Origin of the sequence: Mesorhizobium sp. C264A, assembly GCF_040324515.1 — a bacterium.
Taxonomy (GTDB): Bacteria; Pseudomonadota; Alphaproteobacteria; order Rhizobiales; family Rhizobiaceae; genus Mesorhizobium.
On record NZ_JAMYVY010000002.1, the window covers coordinates 1,301,115 to 1,320,714 of the forward strand.

The 19,600-nt window shown below is 64.4% G+C and carries 14 protein-coding genes and 1 pseudogene; 10 read left to right on the forward strand and 5 right to left on the reverse strand.

Annotation, left to right across the window (positions count from 1 at the left end):
• Nucleotides 1-373: 373 nt before the first annotated feature.
• The 4 genes from mnmG (at nt 374) to NKL04_RS25440 (ending at nt 4,690) form a co-directional block, all read left to right on the forward strand.
• A complete protein-coding gene (gene mnmG / locus NKL04_RS25425) occupies nt 374-2,248 on the forward strand; it encodes a tRNA uridine-5-carboxymethylaminomethyl(34) synthesis enzyme MnmG (RefSeq protein ID WP_023702448.1) in 1,875 nt (624 codons plus the stop codon).
• Nucleotides 2,245-2,877: a 16S rRNA (guanine(527)-N(7))-methyltransferase RsmG gene (rsmG, locus tag NKL04_RS25430; protein ID WP_023702449.1), complete on the forward strand. Its 633-nt coding sequence runs from the start codon at nt 2,245-2,247 to the stop codon at nt 2,875-2,877. The genes mnmG and rsmG overlap by 4 nt, the downstream gene beginning before the upstream one ends.
• Before the next feature lie 65 nt (nt 2,878-2,942).
• On the forward strand, nt 2,943-3,740 hold the full coding sequence (locus NKL04_RS25435) for a ParA family protein (protein WP_023672118.1): 798 nt from the start codon (nt 2,943-2,945) through the stop codon (nt 3,738-3,740).
• A gap of 62 nt (nt 3,741-3,802) precedes the next feature.
• Nucleotides 3,803-4,690: a ParB/RepB/Spo0J family partition protein gene (locus NKL04_RS25440; protein ID WP_023685045.1), complete on the forward strand. Its 888-nt coding sequence runs from the start codon at nt 3,803-3,805 to the stop codon at nt 4,688-4,690.
• Between the two features lie 451 nt (nt 4,691-5,141).
• Here NKL04_RS25440 and NKL04_RS25445 read toward each other — a convergent pair whose 3' ends face one another.
• Nucleotides 5,142-6,224, reverse strand: a complete 1,083-nt coding sequence (locus NKL04_RS25445) for a transposase (protein ID WP_023701472.1) — start codon at nt 6,222-6,224, stop codon at nt 5,142-5,144.
• A 71-nt stretch (nt 6,225-6,295) separates the two neighbouring features.
• Nucleotides 6,296-7,339 (reverse strand): DNA polymerase III subunit delta, encoded by a 1,044-nt coding sequence (gene holA, locus NKL04_RS25450; protein ID WP_023702529.1) that lies wholly within the window; start codon nt 7,337-7,339, stop codon nt 6,296-6,298.
• A gap of 508 nt (nt 7,340-7,847) precedes the next feature.
• Here holA and NKL04_RS25455 point away from each other — a divergent pair.
• The 4 genes from NKL04_RS25455 to lpdA all read left to right on the forward strand — a co-directional run bounded on the left by NKL04_RS25455 (nt 7,848) and on the right by lpdA (nt 13,126).
• Complete coding sequence (locus tag NKL04_RS25455; RefSeq protein ID WP_023710316.1) at nt 7,848-9,080, forward strand: 3-methyl-2-oxobutanoate dehydrogenase (2-methylpropanoyl-transferring) subunit alpha; 1,233 nt, start codon at nt 7,848-7,850, stop codon at nt 9,078-9,080.
• A 2-nt stretch (nt 9,081-9,082) separates the two neighbouring features.
• Nucleotides 9,083-10,096 carry an alpha-ketoacid dehydrogenase subunit beta gene (locus NKL04_RS25460; RefSeq protein ID WP_023745906.1) on the forward strand — a complete coding sequence of 338 codons (1,014 nt, stop codon included), beginning with the start codon at nt 9,083-9,085 and terminating at the stop codon, nt 10,094-10,096.
• A gap of 2 nt (nt 10,097-10,098) precedes the next feature.
• Nucleotides 10,099-11,502, forward strand: a complete 1,404-nt coding sequence (locus tag NKL04_RS25465; protein WP_023702532.1) for a dihydrolipoamide acetyltransferase family protein — start codon at nt 10,099-10,101, stop codon at nt 11,500-11,502.
• A 235-nt stretch (nt 11,503-11,737) separates the two neighbouring features.
• Complete coding sequence (gene lpdA / locus NKL04_RS25470; protein ID WP_023710314.1) at nt 11,738-13,126, forward strand: dihydrolipoyl dehydrogenase; 1,389 nt, start codon at nt 11,738-11,740, stop codon at nt 13,124-13,126.
• 210 nt (nt 13,127-13,336) lie between these two features.
• On the opposite strand, the gene NKL04_RS25475 is transcribed toward lpdA, so the two are convergent.
• On the reverse strand, nt 13,337-14,419 hold the full coding sequence (locus tag NKL04_RS25475; protein ID WP_352546297.1) for a transposase: 1,083 nt from the start codon (nt 14,417-14,419) through the stop codon (nt 13,337-13,339).
• Nucleotides 14,420-14,664: 245 nt separating this feature from the next.
• Here NKL04_RS25475 and NKL04_RS25480 point away from each other — a divergent pair, with 245 nt between their 5' ends.
• Nucleotides 14,665-15,531 (forward strand): glycosyltransferase, encoded by an 867-nt coding sequence (locus NKL04_RS25480; protein WP_023702534.1) that lies wholly within the window; start codon nt 14,665-14,667, stop codon nt 15,529-15,531.
• Between the two features lie 160 nt (nt 15,532-15,691).
• Here the strand turns inward: NKL04_RS25480 and NKL04_RS25485 are convergent.
• Nucleotides 15,692-16,794, reverse strand: a pseudogene (locus NKL04_RS25485) (saccharopine dehydrogenase family protein).
• 150 nt (nt 16,795-16,944) lie between these two features.
• Here NKL04_RS25485 and NKL04_RS25490 point away from each other — a divergent pair.
• Complete coding sequence (locus tag NKL04_RS25490; RefSeq protein WP_023672167.1) at nt 16,945-17,373, forward strand: Lrp/AsnC family transcriptional regulator; 429 nt, start codon at nt 16,945-16,947, stop codon at nt 17,371-17,373.
• A gap of 178 nt (nt 17,374-17,551) precedes the next feature.
• Here the strand turns inward: NKL04_RS25490 and NKL04_RS25495 are convergent, their stop codons facing one another.
• Nucleotides 17,552-19,585 (reverse strand): aldo/keto reductase, encoded by a 2,034-nt coding sequence (locus NKL04_RS25495; protein ID WP_023698108.1) that lies wholly within the window; start codon nt 19,583-19,585, stop codon nt 17,552-17,554.
• Between the last annotated feature and the right edge of the window lie 15 nt (nt 19,586-19,600).

Here is a 19,600-nt window from a genome sequence, read left to right on the forward strand (position 1 = left end):
CAGGGGGCCGCCCTAGTGCGTGTTTCACGTGAAATGAGGAGTTTGGCAAAACGGCAAGTGCCGAAGGCCGGCCCCGCCCCTCATTGTCCTCCCGGGCATTTCTCACGTGCAGTGACGGGGAGAAAGATACTGTTATCCGGGATTTCGCCGAAGCGCGCCAGCGCTTGAGCTCCTCCTTGTTCACCGGGAGAAGATGCCGGCAGGCAGATGAGGGGCAGCGCCAGCCGAGGTAATTGTCGCCGCTTCCCTGACTCACGTGAAACACTCTGCGGCTTTCAGCACTCCGTTCCCCGTGAACGAATCAACCTGCAATCCTTGACAGCGTCCTCTCGTGGGGACATGTGTCGGGAAATCTCTGAATCTGGAAGGGACAATGATCGATCACTATGATGTGGTTGTGGTGGGCGGTGGCCATGCCGGGTGCGAGGCTGCGAGCGCTGCCGCGCGCGCCGGTGCCAGGACCGCGCTGATCACGCTGCGCTTCGACACGATCGGTGTCATGTCCTGCAATCCGGCGATCGGCGGCCTCGGGAAGGGCCATCTGGTGCGTGAGATCGACGCCATGGACGGGCTGATGGGCCGCATCGCCGATGCTGCCGGCATCCAATTCCGCCTGCTTAATCGCCGCAAAGGCCCTGCCGTGCGCGGGCCGCGCACGCAGGCCGACCGCAAGCTTTACCGGCTGGCCATGCAGGAAGCGATTCGGCAGCAGAACGGTCTCGACGTCGTCGAAGGCGAAGTCTTGGATTTCGAGATCGAAGAAGGACGGATCGCCGCTGTGCTCCTGGCCGACGGGCGCCGGTTGGCGTGCGGTGCAGTCGTCCTGACCACCGGCACTTTTCTTCGCGGCCTCATCCACATTGGCGACAGGAAGATTGTCGCCGGGCGGATGAACGAGCAGGCGAGCCTTGGCCTGTCGGCGACGATGAGCCGCGCCGGTTTCGCGCTTGGACGGCTGAAGACCGGCACGCCGCCGCGGCTCGATGGCCGCACCATCGACTGGGCGTCGCTGGAAAGCCAGGCGGCCGACGAACATCCAGTGCCGTTCTCGCTGCTCACCGACACAATCAAGAATCCGCAAATCCATTGCGGCATCACGCGTACGACACCGGCGACGCACGAGCTGATCCGCGCCAATCTCGGCCGCTCCGCCATGTATTCCGGCTCGATAGAGGGGGTCGGACCACGCTATTGCCCGTCGATCGAAGACAAGATCGTCAAGTTCGGCGATCGCGAAGGCCACCAGATTTTCCTCGAGCCGGAAGGGTTGGACGACGACACGGTCTACCCCAATGGCATTTCGACCTCCCTGCCCGAGGATGTGCAACTCGACATTCTCAAAACTATACCCGGGCTATTGCGGGCGACCATGCTGCAGCCCGGCTACGCCATCGAATACGACCATGTCGATCCGCGCGAGTTGGAGCCGACGCTTGAGGCCAAACGTATTGCGGGGCTTTTCCTAGCCGGTCAGATCAACGGCACCACCGGTTATGAAGAAGCCGGAGCGCAGGGCCTGCTCGCCGGGCTCAACGCCGCGCGCAAGGCGGCGGCCGACGACCAAATCGTGCTCAGCCGCACCGAAGCCTACATCGGTGTGATGGTGGACGACCTCACCAGCCGCGGCATTGCCGAGCCCTACCGCATGTTCACTTCGCGGGCGGAGTTTCGCCTATCGCTGCGCGCCGACAATGCCGATGAAAGGCTTACGCCTCTGGCAAATCGGCTTGGTATCGTGTCGCCGGAGCGGATGCAGCGGTTCAATCAAGTCACACAGGATCTTGATAGGGCGCGCGAACTCGCAGTTGCGACGACGATGACGCCCAACGAAGCGGCGCGGCATGGGCTGGAGATCAACAGGGACGGCGTGCGCCGCTCCGCTTATGAATTGCTCGCTCATCCCGGCGTCGATATAGCCTGGCTGGCCCGTGTTGCGCCGGCCTTTGGCGCAATCGACGTCAAAACCGCTGAGCGGCTCGAAACGGAAGCGAAATATTCGGTTTACCTTGATCGCCAGCAGGCGGATGTCGGACAGATCCGCCGCGAGGAAAGCCGGCTGATCCCGGCGTCGGTGGATTTCGCCGATGTTCCTGGCCTGTCCAATGAGCTGAAGCAGAAGATGCTAACGCGTCAGCCCCGGTCGATCGCTGACGCGCAGCGTATGGAAGGCATGACGCCGGCGGCGCTGGCCATCATCGTCGCGCACGTCCGCAACGCCGAATCGGCCGCCCAAAGGGCCGTTGCGTGAGCGCTGCCTCATGGGCGAGCCTGCAAGAGGCCGCGGGACCGGTTTCACGTGAAACATTCGATCGGTTGGTGACGTTCGAACAGTTGTTCCTGAAATGGAACCGCAGCATCAATCTGGCCGCGCCGTCGACGCTGGACGATGTCTGGGGCCGCCATATTCTGGACAGCGCGCAGCTGGCCCGAATCGCCCCCCAGGCCAAACGCTGGGCCGATCTCGGTTCGGGCGGCGGTTTTCCGGGCCTGGTAATGGCCTTCCTGCTGGGCGAGCGTGACGGCGCGTCGATCGATCTGGTCGAGAGCAACCGCAAGAAAGCATCGTTTTTGCAGGCGGTCATTGGCCAGTTCGGTTTGCCGGCACGGGTCGTCGCCCGGCGCATCGACGACAGCTATGCGCTTGTTTCCGCACCGGAAATCATCACGGCGCGGGCGCTTGCCCCGCTGCCGGCGCTGCTCGATCTGTCGGCGCCGTGGTTGACCAAGGGATCGCGGGCGCTGTTCCACAAAGGCCGGGATTACCGCTCCGAGGTGGAAGAAAGCACTCACCGCTGGGCTTTCGATCTGGTAGAACATCCGAGCATGACCGACGCCCATGGCGTCATCCTCGAAGTGACCGATCTGCGGACGGCGTAAGCTCTCCTTCGCAACCTTGGCGACGCAATGAATACCTGGCCCACATGAATACCTGGCACGGACCCATGAAAACCGGACCTCGCATCATCACCGTCGCCAACCAGAAGGGCGGCGTCGGCAAGACTACCACCGCCATCAATCTGGCCACGGCGCTGGCCGCGATCGGCGAAAAGGTGCTGATCGTCGATCTCGACCCGCAAGGCAATGCCTCGACGGGTCTCGGTATCGACCGCAAGGACCGCACCGTCTCCTCCTACGATGTGCTGACCGGCGAACTCGGCCTGGAAGAGGCCGCCATTCCAACGGCGGTGCCCGGCCTGTCGATCGTGCCGTCGACGCTCGATCTGCTCGGCATCGAGATGGAAATCGCCTCGGCGCCGGATCGCGTGCTTAAGCTGCGCAACGCGCTGCGCGCCGCCACCGAGCGCGGTGCGCCGTTCGGCTATGTGCTGATCGACTGCCCGCCCTCGCTCAACCTTTTGACTTTGAATTCAATGGCGGCAGCCGATTCTGTTCTTGTGCCGCTGCAGTGCGAGTTCTTCGCGCTGGAAGGGCTAAGCCAACTCCTGGAAACGGTGGAGCAGGTGCGCCGTTCGATCAATCCGGACTTGATCATCCAGGGCATCGTGCTGACCATGTATGACGGCCGCAACAACCTCGCCAACCAGGTGGTGCAGGACGTGCGGGCACATATGGGCGACAAGGTCTACGAGACCATCATTCCTAGGAATGTGCGAGTGTCCGAGGCGCCCTCCTATGGCAAGCCGGCAATCCTCTATGACCTGAAATGCTCGGGCAGCCAGGCCTATCTGCAGCTGGCGTCCGAAGTGATCCGCCGCGAGCGCAAATTGCGCGCTGCTTGATTAGGCAGGGTCGATAAACAAAGCCGATCCGTTACCGAAACGATCAAGAATCTGGAATTGAGATGAGCGACGACCTTTCGAGAAAGAGACTGGGGCGCGGACTGGCGGCGCTGATCGGCGAGATCGATCGCCCGGCAGCGACCGAAAAGCCGGGCTTGAATGCCGATGGCAAGGTGCCGATCGAGTTTCTGAGCCCGAATCCGAAAAACCCGCGCCGGCACTTTGGCGACGCCGACCTCACCGATCTCGCGCAGTCGATCCGCGAGCATGGCGTGGTGCAGCCGGTGGTGGCGCGGCCTTCGCCGACGCAGGCCGGGCGCTACGAAATCATTGCAGGCGAGCGGCGCTGGCGCGCGGCCCAGCGAGCCGGGCTGACCGAGATCCCGATCATCGTGCGCGACGTCAACGACCGCACAGCGCTGGAACTGGCGATCATAGAAAACGTCCAGCGCACCGATCTCAACCCGGTCGAGGAGGCGCTCGGCTACCAGCAATTGATCGACGACCACGGCTACACACAGGCCGACCTCGGCAATGTAATCGGCAAGAGCCGCAGCCACGTCGCCAACACGCTCAGGCTGTTGAAGCTGCCCGACGTGATCCGCGACATGCTGGTCGACGGCGCGCTGTCGGCCGGCCATGCCCGGACGCTGGTGACGGCGCAGGATCCCGCCGGGCTAGCCAAGCAGATCGTCGAAGAAGGGCTTTCGGTGCGCCAGGCCGAGGCGCTGGCGCAAATGCCGGCGGGCGGCACGCCGCCCAAGGCAAAACCAGCACACGGCGCATCGGGCAAGGATGCCGACACGCTGGCGCTAGAAAGGCTGATGACCAACACGATCGGCATGATCGTGACCATCGAGCACAAGGGCAAAGGCGGCGCGATCCGCGTGGACTACCGCAGCCTGGAGCAGCTCGACGAGCTATGCCGGCGGTTGAAGGACGAGCGGTAGAAGGTTGAGGTTGCGCCATATTTAGCCGGCGAATGAAGTTCTGGCTTAGGATGAAGAAAGGGCTTGGCGGTTGCCGGCCCTTCTTTTTATTGGCGATTGCCGAAGGGATCGAACTGCTGATCTCCCCCCTTGAGGGGGAGATGGCCGGCAGGCCAGAAGGGGTCGTCTCGCATCAAGCGCCGACCTCGTTTGTCGTTGCGAAAGGCGCCAGCGCTCCACGCGCGGCGACCCCCTCTGTCGCCTTTGGCGACATCTCCCCCTCAAGGGCATAGGCGCTAAGATAGCTTTGGCATGGACTGAAATTTGCGCTTTCGTGGTGGTTCGCGCCAGCGATATCGCAAGGCATGGAGATTGTGGCGCAGGGCCGCCAAGGAAGGTTGAGTAAAGATGGTCGCGATCAGAGAGGCGACGATCTGGCGGGTTGCGCGCCACAGTAGCGGGCGCCCGTCGCTCAAGGGGGAGAGACACCCAACTCCTGCGAGAGGGGTTCGGTCACGAGCGCGATGAGGAAGTGGGCAAGGATCCAAGGCCTTGCGATCCTTGGGTCTTTGGCGGGAGGAGAGCGCAGCCCGATCAGGCTCTTCAGGCGCTTGAAGGCGAGTTCGATGCGCCAGCGCATGCGGTAGAGCTTGAGGACCGTATCGGCGGGAAACTCCTCCCGGTCAAGCGAGGTCACAAGCAGGACGAAGCCGGCCGCAATCAGCGTCTGCGGTTGAACCTTGTTGCCCTTGGCCCTGGCTTCCTTGTTGATTTTGCGCCGCGCTTCTTGTGCCGCGGCCTCGGATTTGCGCAAGGCGATCAGGCGCATCTTCACAGGCTCGCCCTTCTTGAGTGCCAGCCGGGCAGGCGTTTCGCAGACTTCCTCCCGGCAGTTCTCCAGGTAGCCGATGAGATCGAACGCCCTGCCGTTGGCGTCGAGCCATCGCGCGTTTTTCCACGACGCGCGCACAACAACATCGCCGCCTTGCGCCATCACCTTGGCGATCCGCTCGGCCTGCAGATAGGCGCGGTCACCGATGCGGATCTCGCCCGGCACCACCGGCACGCGGTCGATCAACTCGGCCTCGCTCTGGTCGGTGATCTCGATGAAGTCGAACTGCTCGCGCTCAAGCTCGAAGGCGCAGTGCATGCGCCAAAGACCATTGTTCTTCTTCTCATACGCACCGGCCTTGGCAACCGCTGTCGCATCGAGGATGCGAACCAGTCGGCCTTTGGCCAAACCTGCATCCTCGCGCTTCAAAAGGTGCCCAATCAACTGCTGCAGCCATGGTCCTGCATTGCGCAGCCGGCCAAGCAACGCCACGTCCGAAATGTCGGCTATCCCGCTCGCCGCCGCCCAGGCCACGACGCCCCGCATGCCAACCTTGCCAAGGCAGTAAGCCAGTGTCAGGCGCAACAGGTCGCTCGCCGACCTGACGCCGCGCGGGCGCAGGAACGCCTTCGTCTCGCGGGCACTTGCTGCGATCAACTCTTCGCCGCCCAGAAGCTCAATCGTCTCGGCCCAGCCGTCATCAACAAGCGATTCGTGTGTCATCGCAGTGTAGAATCACACCCGATTCCGCAGGGCAATACCTATCTTAGCGCCTATGCCCTCAAGGGGGGAGATCACCGCTGCGCCAGCCTCGCGCTCTCCACCGCAATGCTGAGCAGCGCCTGCCGTGCCAGCGCTTCCGACAAATCCGGCCTGCGCCTGGTCTGCAGCACGGCCGATTGCAGCCGGTTCAGCGCGCGGCTGAGCGCCTCGACGTTCCAGCGCTCCAGCGCCTTCTCCACCAGCTTGCGCCGCGAGAAAAACACCGGCGGACGGGCGCCGGCCATGGCCGAGGCGGCGTTGCGGCCGGCGGTGTCCATCTGGCCGCGCATGACCTGAAGCTGCTGCAGCTGCCGCATCGCCGAGGACAGCACCAGGAAAGGATGGCCGCCGGACAGGCAGTGGCGGGTGAAGGCGGTGTCGAAGTCACCGATCCTGCCCTCCAGCACAGCATCGACCGCGTCGTCGAAGGAGGCGCCGGAGACGTCGCCGGACATCGCCCTTACGTCGTCGAGGCTGATGTCCTTCTGGCCGTGGGCATAAAGCACCAGTTTTTCGATCTCACCGCGTGAGGCCAACCGGTCGCCGCCGAGATTGCGGCGCAGCGCCTGGCGTGCGTCGAGCGCCATCGACATGCCGGCCTTGCGCAACTCGTCGTCGATGACGCTGTCGATGTCGCGGGCTTCATCGGCGTAGCAAGGCAGCGCCATGGCGGTGTCGGCGGCCTCGACGATCGCGCGCAGTCCGACGCCCTTTTTCAGGTCGCCGGCCTCGATGAGAATGATGGCGTCGCGCGCGGGCTCCGCGGTCAGCGCCTTGACGTCGTCGGCCAGGGCCTTCTGGCCGCTGGCATTTCGCACCCACAGAAGCCGCCGGTCGGAGAACATCGGCACGGTGCGGGCTTCGTCGAGCAGCCGGCCCTGGTCGCGATCGACCTCCGCGCCATCGAGCCGGACGACTGAGAACGGATCGTCGAGCGACAGGCCGGTTTTCGCGGCAAAGGCTTTGGCCCGCTCGGCGACCAAGCCGCGGTCGGGACCGTAAAGCAGGACGATCGATATGCGCGCGTCAGGCTTCGCCAGCCACGAATCGACCTCGTATCCTTTTTTCTGCGCCATGGAGGGTGGTTAGCATGATGCGGTCGCTGAGTGAACGTTCTCCAAAGCGTTCGAGACCTTGGCGCCCTTCCTCTCCCTCCGGAGGGGGGAGAGGTGGCTCGGCGAAGCCGAGACGGAGTGGGGGAGCCAAGTGGCAATCGCCGCGAACGGACAAAGGAAGGGCACTATTTCAAGCATTGCCTAGCGCCCAAGGGTCGACCCCCACTCCGTCGAGCTTCGCTCGACACCTCTCCCCCGATCACGGGGAGAGGAAAGCGCGAGTTCGCCGACCTTGGTGCTTTATCTCTCCCGGATGCCGTGAAGTGACTATCTACCGGAAATCCTGCAAAACTTTGCGCCTAATTGCGCGCTGCTCCCCAACATCGACAAGAAATTTCGCAGACATATCTGCATCTTGGGGTCGCCTGCCGGCCGTGACGCCGGATGGGTTGCGGCGCCCCATGAATTGGCGCTGTGCCGGGCGCGCGGATGTGCAAATATCGACGCAGCAAATGGGAGGACCATGGTCATGACCGATGCTGGGATGTTGCGGTTTCATGTGCCGGAGCCGGAAGTGCGGCCGGGCGGAACGCCCGACTTCTCCAACGTGCCGATCCCCAAGGCCGGCTCGGTGCCGCGACCGGACATCGATGTCGATCCGCGCACCATCCGCGACATGGCGTTTTCGATCATCCGCGTGCTCAACCGCACCGGTGAGGCGGTCGGGCCGTGGGCCGGGCTGCTCACCGACGAGGAGCTGCTCGAGGGGTTGCGCCACATGATGACGCTGCGCAGCTTCGATGCGCGCATGCAGATGGCGCAGCGCCAGGGCAAGACCTCGTTCTACATGCAGCATCTGGGCGAAGAGGCGGTGAGCTGCGCTTTCCGCAAGGCGCTGGCGCCAGGCGACATGAATTTCCCGACCTATCGGCAAGCCGGCCTGCTCATCGCCGACGGCTATCCGATGGTCACGATGATGAACCAGATTTATTCCAACGAGGCCGATCCGCTCAAAGGGCGGCAATTGCCGATCATGTATTCGTCGAAGGAGCATGGCTTCTTCTCGATCTCCGGCAATCTGGCGACGCAATACATCCAGGCGGTCGGCTGGGCGATGGCTTCCGCTATCAGCAACGATTCGAAAATCGCGGCGGCGTGGATCGGCGACGGCTCGACGGCCGAATCCGATTTCCATTCCGCACTGGTGTTCGCCTCGACGTACAAGGCGCCGGTCATCCTCAACGTCGTCAACAACCAGTGGGCGATCTCGACGTTTCAAGGCATTGCGCGTGGCGGCTCCGGCACCTTTGCCGCGCGCGGCCTCGGCTTCGGCATTCCGGCGCTGCGCGTCGACGGCAATGATTATCTCGCCGTGCATGCCGTGGCCAAATGGGCGGCGGAGCGGGCGCGGCAGAATCTCGGGCCGACGCTGATCGAACATGTCACCTACCGTGCCGGCGCGCATTCGAGCTCGGACGATCCGTCGGCCTATCGGCCGAAGACGGAATCCGACGCCTGGCCGCTCGGCGATCCGGTGATGCGGCTGAAGAACCATCTGATCCAACGCGGCGTCTGGTCGGACGAGCGTCACGCCCAGGCCGAAGCGGAAATCCTCGAGACGGTGATCGCGGCGCAGAAGGAAGCTGAAGGCCACGGCACGCTGCATGCCGGCGGCAAGCCGTCGACGCGCGAGATGTTCGAGGGCGTGTTTGCCGAGATGCCGCCGCATCTCAGGCGCCAGCGCCAGCAGGCGGGAGTCTGACCATGCCGAGACGGACCATGATCGAGGCGATCCGCGACGCCATGGACGTGTCGATGGCGCGCGACGAACGCGTCATCGTCTATGGCGAGGATGTCGGCTTTTTCGGGGGTGTCTTCCGCTGCACGGCAGGCCTGCAAGCGAAGTACGGCAAGAGCCGCTGCTTCGATGCGCCGATCAACGAATCCGGTATTGTCGGCTCGGCCATCGGCATGGCCGCCTACGGGCTGAAGCCATGCGTGGAAATTCAGTTTGCCGACTACATGTACCCGGCGTACGACCAGCTGACGCAGGAAGCAGCACGCCTGCGCTACCGCTCGAACGGCGATTTCACCTGCCCGATCGTTGTCCGCATGCCGACCGGCGGCGGCATCTTTGGCGGCCAGACGCACAGCCAGAGCCCGGAAGCGCTGTTCACCCATGTGTCGGGGCTGAAGACGGTGGTGCCGTCCAATCCGCACGACGCCAAGGGACTGCTGATCGCGGCGATCGAGGATCCCGATCCGGTGATTTTTCTGGAGCCGAAGCGGCTCTATAACGGACCGTTCGATGGCCATCACGACCGACCGGTGACGCCATGGTCGAAGCATGAACTGGGCGAGGTCGCCGACGGCCATTACACGGTGCCGCTCGGCACGGCGGCGATCCGCCGGGCGGGCTCGGCCGTCACCGTGCTCGCCTACGGCACCATGGTCTATGTCGCGCAGGCGGCTGTGGAAGAAACCGGCATCGATGCCGAGATCATCGATTTGCGGACCCTGCTGCCGCTCGATCTCGACGCGATAGTCGCTTCGGTGAAGAAGACCGGACGCTGCGTCGTCGTGCACGAGGCGACACTGACCTCCGGCTTCGGCGCCGAGCTGTCGGCGCTGGTGCAGGAAAATTGTTTCTACCATCTGGAAGCGCCGGTGGCGCGCGTCACCGGTTGGGACACGCCCTACCCGCATGCGCAGGAATGGGACTATTTCCCGGGGCCGGCCCGTGTCGGCCGCGCGCTTCTCGAAACCATGGGAGCCTAGGGATGGGCGAACACATCATCAAGCTGCCGGATGTCGGCGAAGGCGTCGCCGAGGCCGAACTTGTGGAGTGGCACGTCAAGGTCGGCGACCTCGTGCGCGAGGACTCGGTGCTTGCCGCCGTGATGACCGACAAGGCGACGGTGGAAATACCTTCGCCGGTCGATGGCGAGATCCTGTGGCTGGGCGCGGAGATCGGCGACACGGTGGCGATCGGCTCGCCGATCGTGCGGCTGAAAGTGGCGGGGGAGGGCAATGTCGGCGAAGGCTCGAAATTGTCAGAGGTCACGGCGGCACCGACCCCCACCCCTGCCGGGGCGAGCCACGGGTCTCGCCCGTCCTCCGGACCCCCACAAGAGGGAGGCGTTTCGGCCACGAAATCCGACGCCAAGTCGCCACCACCTGCACCAGCAGCCAAAAGCGCACGGGCAGCTGAGACTGAATCCCCCTCCCCCTTGTGGGGAGGGGCCAGGGGTGGGGGTACTGCGCCGACATCTAAAGGTGCGGCACCCACCGGCGCGCCGCGCCCGGAGGGCGAAAAGCCCCTGGCGTCGCCCGCCATCCGGCTCAGGGCGAAGGAGGCGGGGATCGATCTGCGCCAGGTGTCGGGTACCGGCCCTGCCGGCCGCATCAGCCACGAAGATATCGAGGCATTCCTGGCACGCGGACCGCAGGTAGCGAAGGCGTCGGGTCTGGCGCGCAATGACAGCGTCGAGGATATCAAGGTCATCGGACTGCGGCGCAAGATCGCCGAAAAAATGTCGCTGGCGAAGTCACGCATCCCGCACATCACCTATGTCGAGGAGATCGACGTCACAGCACTCGAGGAGTTGCGCGCGGCGCTCAACAAGGAAAAGCGCAAGGGTGTGGAGAGGCCGAAGCTGACGCTGCTGCCGTTCCTGATGCGGGCGATGGTCAAGGCGATTGCCGACCAGCCCAACATCAACGCGCTGTTCGACGACGAGGCCGGCATCATCCATCAGCATGGCGGCGTCCATATCGGCATTGCCGCGCAGACGCCGTCGGGCCTGGTGGTGCCGGTGGTCAAGCACGCCGAGGCGCGCGACCTCTGGGATTGCGCGGCCGAGCTCAACCGCCTGGCCGAAGCGGCGAAGTCCGGCACGGCCAGCCGCGACGAGCTGTCGGGATCGACCATCACCATTACCTCGCTCGGCGCCATGGGCGGCGTGGCGACGACGCCGGTCATCAATCATCCTGAGGTGGCGATCGTCGGCGTCAACAAGATGATGGTGCGGCCGGTCTGGGACGGCACCAAGTTCATCCCGCGCAAGATGATGAACCTGTCGTCGAGCTTCGATCACCGGGTGGTCGACGGCTGGGATGCGGCGGTGTTTGTGCAGCGGATCAAGGCGCTGATTGAGACGCCAGCGCTGATATTTGTGGATTGAGGGGCGGAACGACCGAGATGACGGCGGGACAGCGCCCCCCTCTGCCTTACCAGGCATCTCCCCCACAAGGGGGGAGATTGGACGTCACGCAGGGTTTCGCCAATCTCCATCGTTGCAGGAATGAGCGAAGCGAAGAAGCTGCTGATCTCCCCCCTCGTGGGGGAGATGTCCGGCAGGACAGAGGGGGGCGCGAAGGATCGCGACGGAACATTCCCTCGCATCAAAGGGTCACGCCATGAAAGAAATCTCCTGCAAGCTGCTGGTCATCGGCGCCGGGCCCGGCGGCTACGTCTGCGCTATCCGTGCCGGCCAGCTCGGCATCGATACGGTGATCGTTGAAGCCGGCAAACCGGGCGGCACCTGTCTCAATGTCGGCTGCATCCCGTCCAAGGCGATGATCCATGCGGCGGAAGAGTTCGAGAAGGTCGCGCATATGGCCGGCGGCAGCAGTCCGCTCGGCATCTCGGTAGCAGCGCCCGTGCTCGATCTCGGCAAGACGGTTGCGTGGAAGGACGGCATTGTTAGCCGGCTGACCGGGGGCGTTGCCGGGCTACTGAAGAAGGCCAAGGTCAAGACCGTCTATGGCTGGGCGACGTTCCGCGACGGCAAGACCGTCGCGGTCGAGACCGAGACCGGCACCCAGATCATCCGCGCCGAAACGGTTGTGATCGCCACCGGCTCGGCGACGGTGGAACTGCCGTTCCTGCCGTTCGGCGGCCCGGTGATTTCATCCACAGAAGCGCTGGCTCTCGGCGAGGTGCCGAAAAAGCTCGCCGTGGTCGGCGGCGGCTATATCGGGCTGGAACTCGGCATGGCGTTCGCCAAAATGGGCGCCGCGGTGACCGTGGTCGAGGCGCTGCCGCGCGTGCTGGCGCAGTATGATGCGGAACTGACCCGGCCGGTGGTGAAACGGCTGGCCCAGATCGGCGTCGAGGTGATGCTTGGCGCCAAGGCCAAGGGGGTCAAGGGCGACGCGCTGCTGGTCGAGACCGCGGACGGCAAGAGCACCAAAATCGCGGCAGACAAGATCCTGGTCACGGTCGGCCGCAAGCCGGTGACGGAGGGCTGGGGCCTCGATCAGATCGATCTCGACGTGGCCGGCAAGTTCATCAAGATCGACGACCAGTGCCGCAGCTCGATGCGCGGCATCTATGCCATTGGCGACGTCACCGGCGAGCCGATGCTGGCGCACCGGGCGATGGCGCAAGGCGAAATGGTGGCCGAGATCGTCGCCGGCCACAAGCGCAGCTGGGACAAGCGCTCGATCCCGGCCGTCTGCTTCACCGATCCGGAGCTGGTGACGGCAGGGCTAACGCCGGAGGAGGCGAAGGCTTCAGGCGAAATCAAGATCGGCCAGTTCCCCTTCGCCGCCAACGGCCGGGCGATGACGAAACTCGGCGAGGACGGGTTTGTTCGTGTTGTCGCCCGCGCGGACAACCATCTGGTGCTGGGCATCCAGGCGGTCGGGCAAGGCGTGTCGGAACTGGCGGCGGCGTTCGGCCTGGCGCTGGAAATGGGCGCGCGGCTGGAGGATATCGCCGGGACCATCCATGCGCATCCGACGCAAGGCGAAGGCTTCCAGGAAGCGGCGCTGAAGGCGCTGGGCCACGCGCTGCATATTTGAAGTGCGCTTACCCTCCCCCTTGTGGGCATAGGCGCTAAGATAGCTTTGGCATGGACTGAAATTTGCGCTTTCGTGGTGGTTCGCGCCAGCGATATCGCAAGGCATGGAGATTTTGACGCAGGGCCGCCAAGGAAGGTTGAGTAAAGATGGTAGCGATCAGAGAGGCGACGATCTGGCGGGTGGCGCGCCACAGCAGCGGGCGCCCGTCGCTCAAGGGGGAGAGACACCCAACTCCTGCGAGAGGGGTTCGGTCACAAGCGCGATGAGGAAGTGTGCAAGGATCCAAGGCCTTGCGATCCTTGGGTCCTTGGCGGGAGGAGAGCGCAGCCCGATCAGGCTCTTCAGGCGCTTGAAGGCGAGTTCGATGCGCCAGCGCATGCGGTAGAGCTTGAGGACCGTATCGGCGGGAAACTCCTCCCGGTCAAGCGAGGTCACAAGCAGGACGAAGCCGGCCGCAATCAGCGTCTGCGGTTGAACCTTGTTGCCCTTGGCCCTGGCTTCCTTGTTGATTTTGCGCCGCGCTTCTTGTGCCGCGGCCTCGGATTTGCGCAAGGCGATCAGGCGCATCTTCACAGGCTCGCCCTTCTTGAGTGCCAGCCGGGCAGGCGTTTCGCAGACTTCCTCCCGGCAGTTCTCCAGGTAGCCGATGAGATCGAACGCCCTGCCGTTGGCGTCGAGCCATCGCGCGTTTTTCCACGACGCGCGCACAACAACATCGCCGCCTTGCGCCATCACCTTGGCGATCCGCTCGGCCTGCAGATAGGCGCGGTCACCGATGCGGATCTCGCCCGGCACCACCGGCACGCGGTCGATCAACTCGGCCTCGCTCTGATCGGTGATCTCGATGAAGTCGAACTGCTCGCGCTCAAGCTCAAAGGCGCAGTGCATGCGCCAAAGACCATTGTTCTTCTTCTCATACGCACCGGCCTTGGCAACCGCTGTCGCATCGAGGATGCGAACCAGTCGGCCTTTGGCCAAACCTGCATCCTCGCGCTTCAAAAGGTGCCCAATCAACTGCTGCAGCCATGGTCCTGCATTGCGCAGCCGGCCAAGCAACGCCACGTCCGAAATGTCGGCTATCCCGCTCGCCGCCGCCCAAGCCACGACGCCCCGCATGCCAACCTTGCCAAGGCAGTAAGCCAGTGTCAGGCGCAACAGGTCGCTCGCCGACCTGACGCCGCGCGGGCGCAGGAACGCCTTCGTCTCGCGGGCACTTCCTGCGATCAACTCTTCGCCGCCCAGAAGCTCAATCGTCTCGGCCCAGCCGTCATCAACAAGCGATTCGTGTGTCATCGCAGCGTAGAATCACACCCGATTCCGCAGGGCAATACCTATCTTAGCGCCTATGCCCTTGTGGGGAGGGTCGATCCGCGTAGCGGAGCGGGGTGGGGGTCCTCGCCGACCGTCAGCGCTCACCCCCACCCCGTCTCGCCATCTCCGCTTCGCTCCGACCGCGAGCCGACCCTCCCCACAAGGGGGAGGGTGGCCGCCCAGCCGTTGGTTGTCGCAGATCAGCGGAATGTACTAAGTGTCGGTCCATGGACACCGGCCTGAAGAAATACATCGCCATACGCTACAACATCGCCGCTGGCTTCAAGCCAAGCCAGTGGGACGGAAAGGGCCGCGCCAATCTCGACCCGGTCTGGCTGGTCGAGCGCCTGGCGTTGTTCGACACCTATTGCGCGTCGTCGCTCGAAGGCCAGTCGCTGAAGGATTTTACCGTCCTTGTGGCGTTCGATGCCGATACGCACGAGAACTATATTCGCACCGTGTGCAGCTGCGTGGCCGGTGTCGACGTCAGGCCGATCCTTGTCGAGGCCGGCGACGATTACAACAATCGCTTCAATGCTTTCGTCCACGACGACAGCGATGCCGAGTATGTCTCGCTAACGCGGCTCGACAGCGACGACGCGCTGGCGCCGACCTTCATGGAGCGCGTCGACCACTACGCGCGCCGGGAGATCGAAAAGCGTGTGGTGGACCTGCAGCCGCTCTACATTGCCTTTCCGGACGGCCAGAATTTCGAGACGGCAAGCGGACGCTACACGCACCACGACTATGTCACGTCGGCGTTCGGCACGCTGGTCGAAAGGAGATCGCCGGCGATGAGCGGCGTCTACAGCGAGCACCACGCAAAAATGGCGACGCGCTTCAACACCGTCGTGGCGGCATCGAAGGGCGCGCAATGGTGCATCGTCATCCATGACAACAACGCCGCCAACGTGTTGAGGGGGAAGCCGGTCTCGGGGCCCTCCTTCACGGTGGGCCGACCGGGTGTCGAACCCAAGGTGCCAGCGCGAAGGCAAAGCGCGCCACGACAGGCGACGCAGCCCCGCATGGCGCCGCGGACCGCGGGCAACTTCATCCGGTTTCTGCTCGGACGACCGATGGCTCTGCGGAAGTAGCGGGCGCTTTACCCTCCCCCTTGTGGGGAGGGTCGATCGCGGAGCGGAGCAGGGTGGGGTCCTCGCCAACCGTCGGCGCTCACCCCCCACCCCGTCTCGCCATCTCCGCTTCGCTCCGATTGCGCGCCGACCCTCCCCACAAGGGGGAGGGTGAAGTAGCTCAGCTCGCCAGCCGGCTCACCATCTCGTGCTGCGCATAAGCGCGCCCAAAACGATTGGCGAGAAACGCATCCAGCGCGATGTCTTCCTGCTTGACGAAACCGGTCGCCGGCAAGGTGCCGTCGGCCAGCATGTCGAGCACGGCGCAGATGCCTGAGGCAGTGGTGATCTGGATTGCGCTGCGCACCTGGCTGCCAATGCGCTGCGAATAGATCTTGTTGGCGTAGGTTTCCTGCAGCAGGCGGCCATTGCGGCGGCCCGAGACGGTGACGAAGACGATGACCACGTCCTGCAGCGTTGCCGGCAGGGCGCTCTCGAAAATGTCCTTCAGCACGTCGCGGCGGTGGCGCAGGCCGAGATCGTTGAGCAGCGCCTTCATGATCGCCGCGTGGCCGGAATAGCGGATGGTGCGGTAGTTCAGCGTGCGCACCTTGCCCTTCAGCGTCTCGGCCAGCGTGCCGAGACCGCCGGAGGTGTTGAAGGCCTCATAGGTGACGCCGTCGAGCGAGAACTCTTCGCGCTCCTCCAGCGGCGGCACCTCGATCAGCTCGCCCTCGACGATCGCCTCGCAGGGTTCGCAATATTCGTTGATGACGCCGTCGGTGCTCCAGGTCAGATTGTAGTTCAGCGCATTGGACGGGTATTGCGGCAGCGCGCCGACGCGCATGCGAACGCTTTCCAGCGTGTCGAAGCGGCTGGCGAGATCATTGGCGACGATCGAGATGAAGCCCGGCGCCAGGCCGCATTGCGGAATGAAGGCGCTGTTGCCCGACTTGGCCAGCTCCTTGACGCGGCGGGTCGAGACGACATCCTCGGTCAAATCGAGATAGTGCACGCCGGTGGCGGCGGCCGCTTCGGCGATGCGCGTGGTCAAATGGAAGGGGGCGGCGCTCAGCACGGCGAAGGCGCCGGCAAGGGCGGCCTCGAGTGCGCCCGGCGCTGCGATATCGAGCTCCAGCCCTCGACGCCGGCGGGAAGTTCGGCCGCGGCAAACTGCGCCGCCGCGCGGTCGACAACGGTGACGTGGTAGTCGCCGCTGTCGGCGAGCATGCCTGCAATGGTGGAGCCGATCTTGCCGGCGCCGACGACGATGATTTTCTTCATGACCTTGCCCCTCGTGAAAACTCTTTGGCCCAGACCGCCGCGCGGTGGACGCGATGCCTTCAAGAATCGCAGCTTGCCTGTCGAAAGGAAGCGTGGGATCGTTTGAAATGAACCCTGCACTTGAACGATACGCCGACGAGGTTCGTCGAAATGCTCAGTGACGCCGAACAAAAACTGCTTTCCCTGCTGCGCGCCAATGCCCGCGCGTCGACCACTGAGCTGGCGCGCCAGCTCGGCGTTTCGCGCACGACAGTGCAGAGCCGGATCGAGCGGCTGGAACAGCGCGGCATCATCACCGGCTATGGCGTGCGGATGGCGCCGGACTACGAGCAGGGGCTTGTGCGGGCGCATGTGCTGCTCACCGTCACGCCCAAGCTCGCCGACAAGGTGGTGCGGGCGCTGCAGGCGCTGCCGCCGGTACGGACGCTGCACTCGGTGAGCGGCAATTTCGACATGATCGTCATCGTCGACGCGCCGTCGATCAGGGATCTGGATGCGTTGCTGGACGAGATCGGGGCGATGGACGGGGTCGAGCGGACGTCGTCGTCGATTATTTTGTCGACACGGATCGATCGGTAGGTGGAACGCATGAGCTGCTAATCTCCCCCCTTGCGGGGGAGATGGCCGGCAGGCCAGAGGGGGTCGTTCGACTGGGCTCGGCCTACCTGCCGCTGCAGAAGGAGGTTAGCGCTCCACGCGAGGCGACCCCCTCTGTCGCCTTCGGCGACATCTCCCCCTCAAGGGGGGAGATTAGCTGCTAAGCCCGCCGCCTTTCCGGCCCGCTATCCAGCCACGCCACATCCTCCGCCGACAGCTTGATATCCAGCGCCTTCAAACTGTCCTCCAACTCGTCCAGCGTGCGCGGGCCGATCAACGGCACCGACGGAAAGGGCTGCGCCAGCACATAGGCGAGCGCGATGTGGATCGGACTTTTGCCCAGGCGCTGCGCCAGCTCGATGGCGCGGTCGCGGCGGCCAAAGTTCTTCTCGGAATACCAGACCCGCACCAGCTCCTCATTGTCCTGCTTGTCGCGGCCGGCGCGGTCGGTGAAGAAGCCGCGGCCCTGGCTCGACCAGGCGAAGTTGGGCATCTGCCTTTTCGTCAGCCAGGATTTCCAGTCGTCGGTCGACGAGGTGATGCAGCCGGCCCAGATCGGCTCCAGCATCTCGGCCAGCGAGAAATTGTTGGAGAGCACGCCGGGCTTCTGCTTGCCGGTGCGCTCGGCATAGGCAATCGCCTCGTCCATGCGCGCCATCGTCCAGTTCGAGCCGCCGAACGGGCCACGGATGCGGCCGGCCTTGACCTCGGCGTCCATCGCATCGACGAATTCGCCGACCGGCACATCGGGGTTGTCGCGGTGCATGAAATAGAGGTCGACATGGTCGGTCTGCAGCCGGTCCAACGACTGGGCGAGCTGCTTGCCGATGACATCGGGATAACAGAGCGGCGAGTGCGCGCCCTTGGCGATGATCACCGACTGCTCGCGCACGCCGCGATTCCTGAGCCACTGGCCAAGCAGCGTTTCGGTGTAGCCGGCGCCGTAGACATAGCCGGTGTCGAACAGATTGCCGCCGGCCTCGAAGAAGGCGTCGAGCAGGATTGCGCCCGACGAGAAGGTGCGGAAATCCTCGAAGCCGAGCGCCACCACGGAGGCCGGCTTCGACAGGCCCGGAATCTTGCGCTTGCCGATGGCGGTGCCGCCGGTGCGCAGCGGCCGGCCCGAAAGGGTGTTGGTTCGCTTAGCCGGCTTTTCGATTTCATATTCGAGCCCTACGGCAGCGCGCCATTTGTCGAGCACACGCAGCGTGCCGAGACTGTCGGCCCAGCCCATGCCCGGCCAGGCGAATTCCTGTTTGCCGGCCAGGATCGCCTCGCCGGCGGCGTCGACCTCAAAGGAATAGAGATGGCGGGTTTCGTTGAGGCTGATGGTCTCGCGCGTGTCGTCGGCGAGAATTACATCGATCCGGCCAGGGCCGCCATCGCGGTTGCCGCCGCCGGCGAACCAGAAATCCGGCACCTCGATGCGGCCCTTGGTGCCGAGGATGCGCAGGACATTGTCCTGTTTGAGCGAGATGCTGCAGGATACCTCGGCAACGATTCCACCGGGAAAATGCAGCAGCGCCGAGGCCCATTCGTCGACGCCGGACTTGCCGAGATGGGCGGTGCCGACAACCTTGTCCGGCTCGGCGAAGGGTTTGCCTGTGGCAGCGCCCGCGATCAGCCGCACCATGGAGACGGGATAGCCGCCGACGTCGAGAATGCCGCCACCGGCGAGATCGTTGGCGTAGAGCCGGTGCTCGGGCATGAAGCCCGGCATGGCGAAGCCGAAGCTCGACTTGATCAGCCTGACATCGCCAATGACGCCCGACTGGATCACCTCGACCAGCTTCGCCGTCTGCGGGTGCAGGCGGTACATGAAGGCTTCGCCGAGGAAGGTGCCGGCCTTGCGCGCGGCATGGATCATGGCGTCGGCCTCGAAGGCGGTCAGCGCCAGCGGCTTTTCGCACAGCACATGCTTGCCGGCTTCCGCCGCCTTGATTCCCCATTCGGCATGGCCGGGATGCGGGATGGCGATATAGACGGCGTCGACCTCGGGGTCGGCGAGCAGCGCGTCGTAACCGTCGAGGATGCGGGCGCCGGGAAACGTCTCGGCCAGGCCTGCCTTGCCGGGATTGCGGGCGCCGAGCGCCACGATCGTGCCGGTGCGCGAGCCTGCCACGCCGCGGGCGAACGCTTTGGCGATGTCGCCGGGCCCAAGTATCCCCCAGCGGAGGGGCGCGGTTGCAGTCATGATCATTCTCCTTGC

Excerpts from the sequence above, each read along its gene's own strand:
- NKL04_RS25455 (WP_023710316.1), top strand. The coding sequence starts at position 7,848 with ATGACCGATGCTGGGATGTTGCGGTTTCATGTGCCGGAGCCGGAAGTG.
- NKL04_RS25490 (WP_023672167.1), top strand. The coding sequence starts at position 16,945 with ATGCTCAGTGACGCCGAACAAAAACTGCTTTCCCTGCTGCGCGCCAAT.
- NKL04_RS25460 (WP_023745906.1), top strand. The coding sequence starts at position 9,083 with ATGCCGAGACGGACCATGATCGAGGCGATCCGCGACGCCATGGACGTG.
- NKL04_RS25465 (WP_023702532.1), top strand. The coding sequence starts at position 10,099 with ATGGGCGAACACATCATCAAGCTGCCGGATGTCGGCGAAGGCGTCGCC.
- NKL04_RS25495 (WP_023698108.1), bottom strand. The coding sequence starts at position 19,585 with ATGACTGCAACCGCGCCCCTCCGCTGGGGGATACTTGGGCCCGGCGAC.
- lpdA (WP_023710314.1), top strand. The coding sequence starts at position 11,738 with ATGAAAGAAATCTCCTGCAAGCTGCTGGTCATCGGCGCCGGGCCCGGC.
- NKL04_RS25480 (WP_023702534.1), top strand. The coding sequence starts at position 14,665 with ATGGACACCGGCCTGAAGAAATACATCGCCATACGCTACAACATCGCC.
- mnmG (WP_023702448.1), top strand. The coding sequence starts at position 374 with ATGATCGATCACTATGATGTGGTTGTGGTGGGCGGTGGCCATGCCGGG.
- NKL04_RS25475 (WP_352546297.1), bottom strand. The coding sequence starts at position 14,419 with ATGACACACGAATCGCTTGTTGATGACGGCTGGGCCGAGACGATTGAG.
- NKL04_RS25445 (WP_023701472.1), bottom strand. The coding sequence starts at position 6,224 with ATGACACACGAATCGCTTGTTGATGACGGCTGGGCCGAGACGATTGAG.
- NKL04_RS25435 (WP_023672118.1), top strand. The coding sequence starts at position 2,943 with ATGAAAACCGGACCTCGCATCATCACCGTCGCCAACCAGAAGGGCGGC.
- holA (WP_023702529.1), bottom strand. The coding sequence starts at position 7,339 with ATGGCGCAGAAAAAAGGATACGAGGTCGATTCGTGGCTGGCGAAGCCT.
- NKL04_RS25440 (WP_023685045.1), top strand. The coding sequence starts at position 3,803 with ATGAGCGACGACCTTTCGAGAAAGAGACTGGGGCGCGGACTGGCGGCG.